The organism is Desulfocurvus thunnarius, assembly GCF_055390965.1.
On the sequence record NZ_AP042411.1, the window covers coordinates 2,904,319 to 2,916,021 of the forward strand.

Annotated in this window: 9 protein-coding genes and 3 tRNA genes; 6 read left to right on the plus strand and 6 right to left on the minus strand. The window is 72.2% G+C overall.

Annotated features, from left to right (window positions below; all coding sequences use genetic code 11):
• Nucleotides 1-183: 183 nt before the first annotated feature.
• The 6 genes from ACZ5KV_RS12725 to ACZ5KV_RS12750 form a co-directional block, all read right to left on the minus strand.
• Nucleotides 184-1,911, minus strand: a complete 1,728-nt coding sequence (locus tag ACZ5KV_RS12725; protein ID WP_464239684.1) for a YcaO-like family protein — start codon at nucleotides 1,909-1,911, stop codon at nucleotides 184-186.
• A complete protein-coding gene (locus tag ACZ5KV_RS12730) occupies nucleotides 1,908-2,651 on the minus strand; it encodes a class I SAM-dependent methyltransferase (protein WP_464239685.1) in 744 nt (247 codons plus the stop codon). Before ACZ5KV_RS12730 ends, ACZ5KV_RS12725 begins: the two co-directional genes overlap by 4 nt.
• Nucleotides 2,652-2,726: 75 nt before the next feature.
• Nucleotides 2,727-2,801 (minus strand) — tRNA-Gly (locus ACZ5KV_RS12735).
• A 4-nt stretch (nucleotides 2,802-2,805) separates the two neighbouring features.
• Nucleotides 2,806-2,880 (minus strand) — tRNA-Cys (locus ACZ5KV_RS12740).
• A 282-nt stretch (nucleotides 2,881-3,162) separates the two neighbouring features.
• A tRNA-Gly gene (locus tag ACZ5KV_RS12745) sits at nucleotides 3,163-3,237 on the minus strand.
• Nucleotides 3,238-3,292: 55 nt separating this feature from the next.
• Nucleotides 3,293-4,288 (minus strand): Rossmann-like domain-containing protein, encoded by a 996-nt coding sequence (locus tag ACZ5KV_RS12750; RefSeq protein WP_464239686.1) that lies wholly within the window; start codon nucleotides 4,286-4,288, stop codon nucleotides 3,293-3,295.
• 173 nt (nucleotides 4,289-4,461) lie between these two features.
• Between ACZ5KV_RS12750 and dksA the strand changes: the two genes are divergently transcribed.
• The 6 genes from dksA to ACZ5KV_RS12780 all read left to right on the plus strand — a co-directional run bounded on the left by dksA (nucleotide 4,462) and on the right by ACZ5KV_RS12780 (nucleotide 11,658).
• A complete protein-coding gene (gene dksA, locus ACZ5KV_RS12755; protein ID WP_464239687.1) occupies nucleotides 4,462-4,824 on the plus strand; it encodes an RNA polymerase-binding protein DksA in 363 nt (120 codons plus the stop codon).
• A gap of 9 nt (nucleotides 4,825-4,833) precedes the next feature.
• Complete coding sequence (locus tag ACZ5KV_RS12760) at nucleotides 4,834-6,381, plus strand: NFACT RNA binding domain-containing protein (protein WP_464239688.1); 1,548 nt, start codon at nucleotides 4,834-4,836, stop codon at nucleotides 6,379-6,381.
• A 155-nt stretch (nucleotides 6,382-6,536) separates the two neighbouring features.
• Nucleotides 6,537-7,520: a PhoH family protein gene (locus tag ACZ5KV_RS12765; protein ID WP_464239689.1), complete on the plus strand. Its 984-nt coding sequence runs from the start codon at nucleotides 6,537-6,539 to the stop codon at nucleotides 7,518-7,520.
• Nucleotides 7,492-9,930 (plus strand): HD family phosphohydrolase, encoded by a 2,439-nt coding sequence (locus ACZ5KV_RS12770; RefSeq protein WP_464239690.1) that lies wholly within the window; start codon nucleotides 7,492-7,494, stop codon nucleotides 9,928-9,930. Before ACZ5KV_RS12765 ends, ACZ5KV_RS12770 begins: the two co-directional genes overlap by 29 nt.
• 2 nt (nucleotides 9,931-9,932) lie before the next feature.
• Nucleotides 9,933-10,358 (plus strand): rRNA maturation RNase YbeY, encoded by a 426-nt coding sequence (ybeY, locus tag ACZ5KV_RS12775; RefSeq protein ID WP_464239691.1) that lies wholly within the window; start codon nucleotides 9,933-9,935, stop codon nucleotides 10,356-10,358.
• Nucleotides 10,359-10,743: 385 nt separating this feature from the next.
• On the plus strand, nucleotides 10,744-11,658 hold the full coding sequence (locus ACZ5KV_RS12780; RefSeq protein WP_464239692.1) for an alpha/beta fold hydrolase: 915 nt from the start codon (nucleotides 10,744-10,746) through the stop codon (nucleotides 11,656-11,658).
• Nucleotides 11,659-11,703: the final 45 nt, after the last annotated feature.

The following is an 11,703-nucleotide window of genomic DNA, read 5'->3' on the forward strand; positions in this document are numbered from 1 at the left end:
GGGCAAGCCCGGGCTTCCTATGGATAAGCAGCTTCCGCTGCTCAACTCCCGCTGAAATCCCCGCCGGGCGTGCCCGGCGAAAATGTGAGGGGATATTAAATACCGCCGGGGTTTTTTGTCAAGGGGCCGCCGGGAAAAAGCCGGGGCCGGAGCCCCGGAGGAAAACCCAGCAGTTCCATAGGGTTAGATGCCCAGCATCTCCTCCAGGTGCGTGCGGGCGAAGTCCAGGGACGGGTCCAGCTCCAGGGCGCTGCCCAGGCAGTGGATGGCCTCCTGGCGCTGGCCGAGGAATTTCAGGCACAGGCCCAGGTTGGCCAGGTCCATGGCCGAGCCGCTGTCCAGGTCCAGGGCGGCGCGGAAGTCCTGGGCGGCGCCCTCGAAATCCTTGGCCTTGAAGCGGGCCACCCCGCGCAGGTTGAAGTATTCCTTGACCTCCGGGCACAGGGTCAGGGCGCGGTCCAGGTGCGGCAGGGCGTCCACGAAATCGCCCGCGCGCGTCAGGGCGTAGGCCTGATAGAAGGCGGCCAGGGCGCGGTCCTCGTCGTTGTCCTGCAGGGGTTCGGCCCGGGCGAAGAGCGGGGCGGCGGCCCCTGCGTCCCCGCCGCGCAGGGTCAGCAGGGCCCGGTGCAGCGGCAGGAAATGGGCCCCGGGGTAGATGCGCTCCAGGGCGTCCAGCCCGGCTTCGGCCGCGGCGTGGGGCGCCTCCTCGGCCAGCACGCGGCCGACGAACATGCCCAGGCTGGCGCGCGGGGTGCGCTCGCGGAACTGGAACCCCGGCACGAAGTTGTAATGCGCGGGCTGGTCCAGCTCGGCGCAGGTGGTCTGCACGCTGTAGAGCGTGAAGCCCAGGCATTCCAGGCCCCGGGTCAGGGCCTTGAGCTCGCGCAGGATGTCGTTGTCGGCCACCGAGGGCAGGCTGGACAGGGGCACCACCGGCCCCCGGGTCAGCCACTCGCACTGCTGCGGGGCGGTGTATTTGGGCAGGCCCGAGGCCTCGTAGTTGGCGCCGGTCTCGAAGTCTCCGGCGAGTTGGGCGACTTCCGTCAGGGCGCGGATGGCGGCCTTTTCGGGCGAGGAGGCCGTCCCCGCGGTGTAGACGATCTCGCTTCTGGCCGGGAAGGTCGCGGGGTCGTAGGCCAGGGCCGCCACCGTGGGCACGGGCATGCCCAGGGTCATGTCCTTGAGCCACAGGCGGATGCCGTTGGCCGCGAAGGCTTCGATGAGCCCGGCCAGCACGGGGTCCGTGCACGAGGCCGGGTCGATGGTCGGCATCTCGGGCCGGGCGCGGTCGGTCACGGCGCAGACGTGGCGTTCCACCAGTTCCGCCGCGCCCTGGAAGATGGACTCCTCGTTGGTGTTGCCCGCGCTCGAGCCGTTGAATTCGTTGAGCTTCTTGAACAGATCCAGGGGTACGAACTCCTCGCGCCCGGCACTGACGTTGGTCGCCGGGCAAAAGGTCCAGCGGTGCAGGTCGAGCACGCGCACGGCGTCGGCCTCGTCCAGGGTGTCGCCCGTGGCGCGCAGCACCTCGGCCAGCGGCATGACCCGCCCGGGCCACAGGGCCTGGGCCTCGCTCCACGTGGCCAGCTCGAAGCCCGCGCGGCGGTCCCAGAAGGTGAAGTAGCTGTAGCGCTCGGTGAGTTCCATCAGCGCCGAGGCCTCGGCCTGGATGGGCGAGGCGCCCTTGCCCATCTGCTTGCGCGTGGGCATGACCCGCCGCGCCCCGGCCCCGGTGACGGACAGGAACACCGGGATGCCCAGGCGCCCGGTGTCGATGCGCCGGGTTTCGGCCAGGATGGCGTCGCCGTGGCGGGCCAGGGCCTCGCGCACGCGGGCCACCGTGACCTCCGGGGCCACGGCCTTGTCCTGGTCCTTGTCGTAGGTCTTTTCGCAATGGGTGAGAACGATCATCCGGTCACCACCTTGCGGGGCACAAGGCGCACGATGTCGCACAGGTGGCGCTCCACGGCGCCGTCCTCGCCGGTGGCCTTGCATCCCACGGTCTTGTTGCTCAGGGTGAATTCTTCCTCGGCCAGCTTGAAGAAGCGCATGGAGCGGCGCTCGTGGTCGCGCGCCAGCAGCGCCTGGGCGCCCTCGCGGGGGCGCAGGTGCGCGGTGAGGAATTTGACCAGCCCCCGGTGCAGCTTTTCGATGTAGAGCACCTCGGCGCCGACGATGGCATCGAAGCGCCGCCCCAGGCGGTCGGCGGCGAAATCCGCCCGCAGGACGCGGGTCCGGTCGGCCAGCCCGTTGTGCAGCACGTTGACCTGGGCGAAGACCAGGGCGTCGTGGTTGATGTCGGTGATGGTCGCGCGCATTCCGGCGGCGGCGGCGAACAGGCCGCACACGCCGACCCCGGCGCCGATTTCCAGCACCTCGGCCTGCGGCCCCAGGGGCAGGGCGGCCGCCATGTGCGCCAGGATCATGGAGGCGGGCCAGATGCGCGCCCAGAAGGGCAGCTCCAGGCCCTGGCCCGGGGCCGTGGCCTCGGCGATGCGCTCCACGTACTCGGCCATGTTGGTGATTTGCAGGATCTCCAGGGTCCGGCCTGCGGCGCTCACGGGCTCGAAGGCCACGGAGAAGCGTTGCCCGGCGTAGTCCAGAAGCTCGTCCAGAGGCGCGTCCAGGGAGATGGGCTCAGGGGTCGGCACCGGCGGGAACCTCCGCGCCCGGGGGCTCCCCGGGCAAAAAAAACGCCGGCTGGCGCCGGCGTCGTGTATGTCTGGTGGAGCGGGAGACGAGATTTGAACTCGCGACTTCAACCTTGGCAAGGTTGCACTCTACCACTGAGTTACTCCCGCATCGTGGAGGCGGCATCCGGATTTGAACCGGAGAATGGAGGTTTTGCAGACCTCTGCCTTACCACTTGGCTATGCCGCCCCGTACCGAGGAATTGAGCCTATAGTCCAGGAGGGTTGGCGCTGTCAACGGACAAATATCCCCCCTCGCCAAAACCCCTCGGTGCGCTGGGAAACGTATCCGTTCGCCGCCCGGGGCGCAAGCTCTTCGTGCGCACGGGGCGAAAAAAGCGGGGGTTTCGCCCCGGGGGGGAATGGGCGCCGTGCCTTGCGCTCCGGCGCCGCCCCGACCGGTCGCCTTCAGGGTTTTGCGGCGGCGCAAAAAAGGACGCCGACCCTGGGGTCGGCGTCCGGTGTGTCGTAGTGGAGCGGGAGACGAGATTTGAACTCGCGACTTCAACCTTGGCAAGGTTGCACTCTACCACTGAGTTACTCCCGCTCGTGGCGCCTCGTCGCTGAGGCGAGAGACCTTCTATCCGCGTCGGCCCGCCCTGTCAACTCGAAAGGCCAAAAAAATTCCCCCGGGTCAGGACGACGGACTCCACGCCCCCCAGGCGGCGGAACGGCAGGCCCCGGGCCGCGCCGTCCAGGGCGGCCGCCGCGTCGTGGATCACCGCCCCGGCCAGGGCGTCGATGCCCAGGTCGAGCAGGGCCGGGACCAGGGGCACGCTGGGCCCCAGCAGAACGACCCGCGCCCCGGGGCGGCGCAGGGCCAGAAGCCCGCCCAGGGTGCCGTTGTGCAGGGCCGTGCCGGTGATGGCCACCACGTCCGCCGCCGGCAGCACGTCGGCTGCGCGCGCGGCGGGCAGGTCGCCGGGGCGCGGGCGCAGCTCCAGCACGGAAAGGGCCGCGAAGGCCCCGCCCAGGCGCTCCACGAAGGGAAAATGGCCGACCACGGCCACCCGCCGCCCGCGCCCCAGGGCCAGCAGCAGCTCCTGGCCCTTGGCGGGGCGCGCGTCCGCCGGAACGGGCAGCAGGGCCAGGGCGGCGGCCAGCCCGAGGGCCACGGCGGCGGGCATGTCGGCGGGCGGGGCCGGGGGGAGGGGCGGGTGCCCGGGGTGCGCCGTGTCCGTCGGGTCGGGCGGGTCGGGCGGAGCGGGCGGGGTTTCCATAGGAATAGGAACGTGGGGGGCGGTGGGGCCGGAAGCGGAACAGGACGCGGACCGGGGCATCGGGGCGGCGGACCGGCCGTGCGAATTCCCGGTGGTTTCGCCGGGCGCCGCCCCGGCCAGCCAGGCCGCCAGGGCGTGGGCCGAGGCGGGCACGCGGGGCGCCCCGGGGGCGGCGGGGCCGCCGTCGGTGCGCGAGGCCACCCCGGCCCGGGGCGCGCCCGGGCCGTCCAGGGCCACCCCCGCCAGGATCGTGCCCAGTACGGCGCGGCCCACGGGGCGGTCGGCCTCGGCCCACGCCGCGCCGAGCACGGCGCGGATCAGGGCGGCCTGGATGGCGGCCCCGGCCTGCGGCCCGGGGCCCGGAGCGGGCTGGTCCATGGCTTTTCCCCTTCGGCCCCCGCGCGGCGCAACGGCCCGTTGCGCGGGGCATAACCGCCGAACTCGCCACACTAATGGGAAGGGGTTTACTTTTCAAGAGGAGATGAAGTAAGAAGACCCTTCGCCGACAGTTTGCACGCCGCCCCGGCTGGCACTCACCCGGAGGATCCGCCATGGAAGCAAAGGATATCGAATTCTTCCGCAAGTACCTGAACCAGATGCTCGACGACATCCTGCGCAAGGGTGAGGAAACCATCGAGGACATGACCGAGTCGCCCGAGGTCTACGCCGACCCCGCCGACCGCGCCACAGCCGAGTCCGACCGCTCCTTCACCCTGCGCCTGCGCGACCGTGAGCGCAAACTCATCAAGAAAATCCAGCAGACCCTGCACCGTATCGACGACGGCACCTTCGGCATCTGCGAGGAGTGCGGCGAGGAGATTTCCGTGGAGCGCCTCAAAGCCCGCCCGGTGACCACGCTGTGCATCAACTGCAAGAGCCGCCAGGAGGAGGAGGAGCAGGTGCGCGGCGAGTAGGCCGTCCATATGGAAGCCAACCTGTTCCGCTGCCTCGCCGCCGCCCTGGGCCCAGGCCTTGTGGGTCGGCGCATCGAGAAGCTCCACAGCCCCGCCCCCGGCGTCTGGACCCTGACCCTCCAGACCGCCGGGGGCGCGCCGTTTGTGCTGCTGCGCACGGGCGGTGCCGAGGGGCTGCTGCTGCCCAGCGCCCACAAGCCCGAGAACCCGGCCGAGCCTTCGGCGCGCTGCATGTGGCTGCGCAAGCGGCTGACGGGGCGGCGCATCGCGGCCTGGACCATGGACTGGCCCGCGCGCCTGCTGGCCCTGGAGCTTTCGCCCGGGCCGGGGCGCTGGCTGGTGCTCGGGCCGGGGGGCGAGCCGGACCTCGCGGACGAACTGCCCTCCGGATTCGGCGCCGAGCCCGCGTGGCCCGACGCGGCCCGGGTGCGCGAGGAGCCGGACATCTGGCGCGAGCACCCGCAGATCACCCGCGACCTGCGCCGCCTGCTGGCGGCCTCGCCCCCGGGGCGCGACCAGGCCGTGCTCGACGCCGTGCGCCGGGGCGGCTGCGTGCGGTTTTTCGCCTATCTGCCCGAGGCCGACGAGGGCGGGGCCCCCGGCCCGGCCCGGGCCCGGCTGCTGGCCTGGCGCCTGCCTGCGGACCTGCGCCCGGGGCTCGTGGAGCACGTGTTCGACGACGTTCTGGAGGCCGCCGGATTCTTCGGGCGGGCCACGCTGTTCCCGCGCCTGCGGGCCCTGGCCGAGGCCGGTGCGCAAAAGCGCCTGGACGCGGCCCTGGCCCGGGCGCAGCGGGCCCTGCAGAGCCTGGAGGCCGACCGCGCACGCCTGGAGGGGCTGCTGGCCCGGGGAGCCGAGGCCGAGGCCCTGCGCGCGGTACTCTATCAATTTGACAAGCGCGACAAGCGTCCTTATCTGGACGCCCCCCTGGCCGACGGCACCGTCCGGCGCATCGCCCTGGACGGGCGGCTGACCCTGCTGGAGAACATGGAGCGCCTGTTCCGGCTGGCGGCCAAGGGGCGGCGTGGCCTGGAATTCCTGGCCGGGCGCGAAGAGCGCCTGCGCGCGGAGCTGGCCGCCGTGCGGCGCGGCGAGCTGCCCCCGGGCCGCGAGGACGCCGCCGCCCGCAAGGCCGACCGCCACGCCGTGCGCCGCCCCGCCGGGGCCGTGCCCGGGGTGGCCCGCTTCCGCACCAGCGACGGCTTCACCGTCCTGCGCGGCAAGAGCGCGCAGGCCAATCACGACCTGCGCAAGCTGGCCAGCCCCTTCGACCTGTGGTTCCACGCGGCCCACGGGCCGGGAGCCCACGTGATCCTGCGCCGCGACTTTCCGGACCAGCCCGTGCCCGAGGCGAGCCTCATGGAGGCCGCCGGGCTGGCGGCCCTGCGCAGCCATGCCGCCGGGGGCCGGGCCGAAGTGCTCTGCGCCCAGGTGCGCTACGTGCGCGCGGTTTCCGGGGGCGGGCCGGGCAAGGTCGCGGTGGACCGCCTGGAGCGGACCCTGGCCGTGGACCCCGACCCGGACCTGGAAACCCGGCTGGCCGAGGCCGGGCCGTGAGCCCGCGCCCCGGGGGCCGGGCCCGGGCCCGGCAGGCCCCGGCCCGTAAGGGAAAATCGACGAATCCCACGCCCGGCGCGGGCTGCGCCCCCATGGACGCGGCCCTGCGGAAGGCGTATGCACAAGGGGCCCGCAAGGGCCAAACCGGGGGGGACATGGCCAAGGCATCCTGCCACGAGCGTTCCTTGGAGTTCGAGGACTGCGATCTGGCGCGCGAACTGTTCGGCGCGCAGGAGGCGAACCTGGCCGCCGTGGCCCGGGGCTGCGGCGTGGGCGTCTCCTCGCGCGGCAACCGCGTGCACCTGCACGGCACCGAGGAGGGCGTGAACCGCGCCGCCAACCTGCTCGTGCAGCTCTACGCCCAGGTCAAGGCCGGGCGGCCCGTCTTCCCGCGCGACGTGGACCTGGCCCTGGGCATCCTGCAACGCGAGCCCGCGGCGCAGCTCGGCGAGGTTTTCGCCACGGAGGTCTGCGCGGCGTCGCCCAAGCGGCGGGTCAACCCCAAGACCCTGGGCCAGCGCGACTACATGCAGGCCATCCGCGAGAACGACCTGACCTTCGGCATCGGCCCGGCGGGCACGGGCAAGACCTACCTCGCCGTGGCCCTGGCCGTGTCGTGCCTGCTGGGGCGCGAGGTCAAGCGCATCGTGCTCACGCGCCCGGCCGTGGAGGCAGGGGAGAAGCTGGGCTTTTTGCCCGGCGACATGGTGGAGAAGGTCAACCCCTACCTGCGCCCGCTCTACGACGCCCTGCACGACATGCTGGATTTCGCCAAGGTCCAGGAAATGCTGGAAACCGGGATCATCGAGGTCGCGCCCCTGGCCTTCATGCGCGGGCGCACGCTGAACGACGCGTTCATCATCCTCGACGAGGCCCAGAACACCACTCCGGAACAAATGAAGATGTTTCTCACGCGCCTGGGCTTCGGCTCGCGGGCCGTGGTCACGGGCGACGTGACCCAGATCGACCTGCCCGGCAAGGCCTCCTCGGGTCTGGTCCAGGCGGCCAAGGCCCTGGCCGGCGTGGAGGGCATCGCCTTCATCGCCTTCGGCGAGAAGGACGTGATCCGACATCCCCTGGTGGGAAGGATTGTCCAGGCTTATGAACGTTATGAAGACTCTGGCTCGCAAGAAGGCTAGGACCGCGCGCCCGGCCAGGGGCGACCACGCCCGTGGCGCCCGCAACGGCGGCCTGGGCGGCCCCGGCGCCCCCGGGGTGGCCCTGCTGCTGGTGGTGCTGCTCGGGCTGTCGGCCCTGGCGGGCGTGCGCGTGGAGCCGGGCCCCCCGGCCTACGCCGCCGGGGACATTGCCGACGCCGACGTTGTGGCCCGGCGCGATTTCCTGGTGGAGGACATCAGCTCCACCCTGGCCAAGCGGCGCGGCGCCGCCGACGCGCAGCCCCCGGTGTTCGATTTGTCGACCGACGCGCGGCGGGCCCTGGACGCCGCGGTGCGTGAAGTGTTCGCCAGCCTGGCCGCGGCCAGCCCCGAGGCCCTGGAGGACGTGCGCTGGCAGATCGCCGAGGACCTCAACTCCGAAATCTCCAAGGCCACCCTGGACCTGTGGCGGCGCGAGGACTTCCAGAATCTTGTGCTCGGCCGCGTGCTGCCCTGGGTGGGCGACCAGCTCGACCGGGGCATCGTCGCCGACGCCGACGACCTGGCGCGGCACCCCCACGGCATCGTCTTGCGCAATCTGGCCGCCGACGAGGAGACCATGATCGCCGACACCGAGACGGTGACGGACCTGGAGCATCTGCGCGCGGCCCTGGCGGCCTTTCTCAAGGACGACCTGAAAAAGACGCTGACGGTGCGCAAGGCCGTGTGGTCGCTGGTCGGCCCCGTGCTGGAGCCGAGCCTGACCCTGAACCGCGAGGAAACCCGCGCCCGGGGCGATCTGGCCATGGCCGCCGTGCGCCCCGTGTATTTCCACATCCGCCAGGGCGAAATCCTGGTCCGCCACGGCGAGGCCGTGACCCTGGAGCAGCAGGTCAAGCTTCAGGCCATGGCCGCCGAGTCGCCGCGCAGCGTGACCGTGCTGCCCGCCGGGGGCATCTTCGTGCTGGCGGCGCTCATGGCCCTGGGGCTGCCTTTGTGCCGCCGCGCGCGACTGTGTCCGCCGCTCAATGGGCGCGACTACGTGCTGCTGGCGGCGCTGGCGGTGGTCTTCTGCGGCGGGGCCAAGTTCCTGGCCCTGGTCGGCGGGCCGCTGACCCTGGGCTCCCCGGTGCTGACCAAGGAAATCATCCCCTACAGCCTGCCCCTGGCCGGGGCCTCGGGCGTGGCGGCCATGTTCTTCCCGCTGGTGACGTGCTTCTTCGTCACGTTGCTGCTGGCCTTCTTCTGCGCGCACATCCTGGGCGGCGGGCTCACGCTGTTCTCCTTCCTTTTCGCGGGCGGGCTGGTCTATGCCTTCGTGATCAAGCGGGCCGAAAGCCGCAAGGAGCTGCTGGCCTCGGTGCTGCCGCTGCTGGCGGGGCTGTCCCTGGCCTGGGTCGGGGCCAATTTGCTGGAATACCAGGGCATGGCCCATGCCCTGGCGGGCTGGGCCTACGTGCTCTCCGGGGGCTTCGTGTCCCTCGTCCTGCTGCTGGCCCTCTCGCCCATGGCCGAATACCTGCTGGGCTACACCTCGCGCTTCCGGCTCATGGAGCTCATGAGCCTGGAGCAGCCGCTGCTCCAGGAGCTGATGGTCAGCGCGCCGGGCTCGTATCATCACTCCCTGGTGCTCTCGAACATGGTCGAGGCCGGGGCCCGGGCCATCGGGGCCAACCCGCTGCTGGCGCGGGTGGCGGCGTTGTACCACGACGTGGGCAAGGTCACCAAGCCGCTGTATTTCATCGAGAACCAGATGGGCGGCGAGAACCGTCACGACAAGCTGGTCCCGTCCATGAGCGCCCTGATCCTGACCAGCCACATCAAGCAGGGCGTGGAGTTGGCCCGCGCGCACAAGCTCGGCACCGAGATCGAGGACCTGATCCGCCAGCACCACGGGACCATGCTCATCTCCTTCTTCTACCACAAGGCCTGCGAGCAGGCCGAGGCGCGCGGCGAGGCCCCGCCCCGGGAGGACGAGTTCCGCTACCCGGGCCCCAAGCCGCAAACCAAGGAGGCCGGGCTGCTGCTTTTGGCCGACGCCATCGAGGCCTCCAGCCGGACCCTGGTGGACCCCACGCCCAGCCGTCTCAAGGGCCATATCGAGAAGATCGTCAAGAAGATATTCTCCGACGGGCAGCTCGACGAATCCGCACTGACCCTCAAGGACCTGCACGAACTGTCCGAGGTCTTCCTGCGCATCCTCACCGGCATCTTCCACCAGCGCATCGAGTACCCGGGCGGCGACAGCCCGCAGTTGCGCGAGGACGCCCGGGCGCGGACGGAATACCGCCCCGAGCCCGCCTTCGTGGACGCCCCGCCCGCGGCCGAGGCCGCGTCCGAGCCGCGCAGCGGCCACCGGCCCGAGCAGGACCCCACCGGCCAGAGTTGCCCCGCCGACGCGCGCGACGCGGGCACCGTGCTCAAGTTCACCAAGCGCCGGGGCACGCGGTGAGCGTGACGGTGCTCACCGGCCCGGGCCTGGACCCGGGCGCCGGGCTCTCGCGCCGCGAGGCCGCCGCTCTGGGCGAGCGCGTCCTCGCCGCCCTGGGCCTGCCCGGGGCCGGGGCGGAGCTGCTGCTGGTGGACGACCGGCGCATGGCCGGGCTGCACCGCCGCTTCATGGGCCGCCCGGGGCCGACCAACGTCCTGTCCTTCCCGGAGGCCGAGGGCGCTTCCGGCGCACCCCCCTCCGGCTCCCTGGGCCAGGTCGTCCTGTCCGTGGACACGCTGCTGCGCGAGGCCGACCTCTACGGCCAGCCCGTGGCCGGACACGCCGCACGCCTGCTGGCCCACGCCTTCCTGCATCTTGCGGGCTTCGACCACGGCCCGGAAATGGACGCCCTGACCGAACAGGCCGTGCAGACCGTCCGCGAGGGCTGAGGCTGGCCCGGCGGGGGAAGGGGAAGAACCTTTTCTTGAGCGATCTGCCGCGACGGCCACCCTCCTTCCACCGGAGGGTGGCCCTTTCCTTATGGGGTGGGGGCGCCATACAAGGAGAAAAGGTTCTTTCCCCTTGCTTACCCTCAGCTCCTTTTCCAAAAGATCTTTTTTTGCGGGATGAGGGGGCGGGCAAGGGGCCGCCGGAGGGCTCCGGGCGTTTCGCCATGACGGGCTGTAGGATGGCGCTCCGTGGGGTCTGGCTCGGCGCGACCGGGGGCAGCCTGCTTTCCGGGAAGGGAGTGCCCGTGCCCGGGAACGCTTTGCCGGACCGGAGGTGGACGCCGTGCGCATTGCCCCCGGGCGCCGGGTGGCGTAGATTCGCGCCATGCAGCGTTTCTTTCCGCTTCGCGTGGCCCTGCCGCGCGGCCCGTTGCCGCATTCCTCCGCGCCGCGGGGGCTTTTCCGGGCGGCTTTGGCCTTCCGGAGCAGGGCCGTCCTGGCAATCGTTGCCCTGGTTGCCCTGGCCGCCCTGGCGGCCTGCGCTCCCGCCTCCCGGCCCCAGGCCCTGGGCGAGCTTGAGGCCGACCCCGCGTGGCTCCCCGTGGGCGCGGATGCGCCTTTGCCCGCCGCCGGGTGGGTGCGCGGGTGCGCGGCCACGCTGCACGTCTACATCGAGGGCGACGGCGCGGCCTACGCCTCGCGGACCATGCCCTCCCTGGACCCCACCCCGCGCGAGGCCACCGGCCTGCTGCTGGCCCGGACGGACCCGGCGCCCGCCGTGGCCTACCTGGGGCGCCCCTGCCAATACGTGAGCGGCCCGGCCTGCTCGCCCGTCCATTGGACCACCGGGCGCTTCTCGCCCACGGCGCTGGCCGCCCAGGCCCGCCTGCTGGACGCGGCCATGCGCGCGGCCGGGGCGCGGCGGGCGGTGCTGTTCGGGTTCTCGGGCGGCGGGGCCATGGCGGCGCTGCTGGCGGCGCAGCGGGCCGACGTGGCCGGGCTGGTCACCGTCTGTGGCAACCTGGACCACGCCGTGTGGACGCGCATGCACGCGGTGGCGCCGCTGTCGGGGTCGCTCAACCCGGCGGACGTGGCCGGGCGGCTGGCGGCCCTGCCGCAGGTGCATTTTCTGGGGGCGGAGGATTCCAACGTCACCCGCCGGGTGACGGACGCCTTCGTGGCCCGCCTGGGACCGGGGGCGCCGGTGCGGGTGTTGGAACTGCCGGGCTTGGGCCACGGCGGCGCGGCCTGGGCCGCCGCGTGGCCGGGGCTGCTCTCCGGGCTGGCGGCGGCTCCCTGACGCACCCGGGCCGGGTTCCCCGGGGCTTGCCCCTGTCGTCTTGCC

Coding starts and splice junctions, on each gene's coding strand:
- ACZ5KV_RS12725 (WP_464239684.1), bottom strand. CDS start 1,911: ATGATCGTTCTCACCCATTGCGAAAAGACCTACGACAAGGACCAGGAC.
- ACZ5KV_RS12750 (WP_464239686.1), bottom strand. CDS start 4,288: ATGGACCAGCCCGCTCCGGGCCCCGGGCCGCAGGCCGGGGCCGCCATC.
- dksA (WP_464239687.1), top strand. CDS start 4,462: ATGGAAGCAAAGGATATCGAATTCTTCCGCAAGTACCTGAACCAGATG.
- ACZ5KV_RS12760 (WP_464239688.1), top strand. CDS start 4,834: ATGGAAGCCAACCTGTTCCGCTGCCTCGCCGCCGCCCTGGGCCCAGGC.
- ACZ5KV_RS12765 (WP_464239689.1), top strand. CDS start 6,537: ATGGCCAAGGCATCCTGCCACGAGCGTTCCTTGGAGTTCGAGGACTGC.
- ACZ5KV_RS12770 (WP_464239690.1), top strand. CDS start 7,492: ATGAAGACTCTGGCTCGCAAGAAGGCTAGGACCGCGCGCCCGGCCAGG.
- ACZ5KV_RS12780 (WP_464239692.1), top strand. CDS start 10,744: ATGCAGCGTTTCTTTCCGCTTCGCGTGGCCCTGCCGCGCGGCCCGTTG.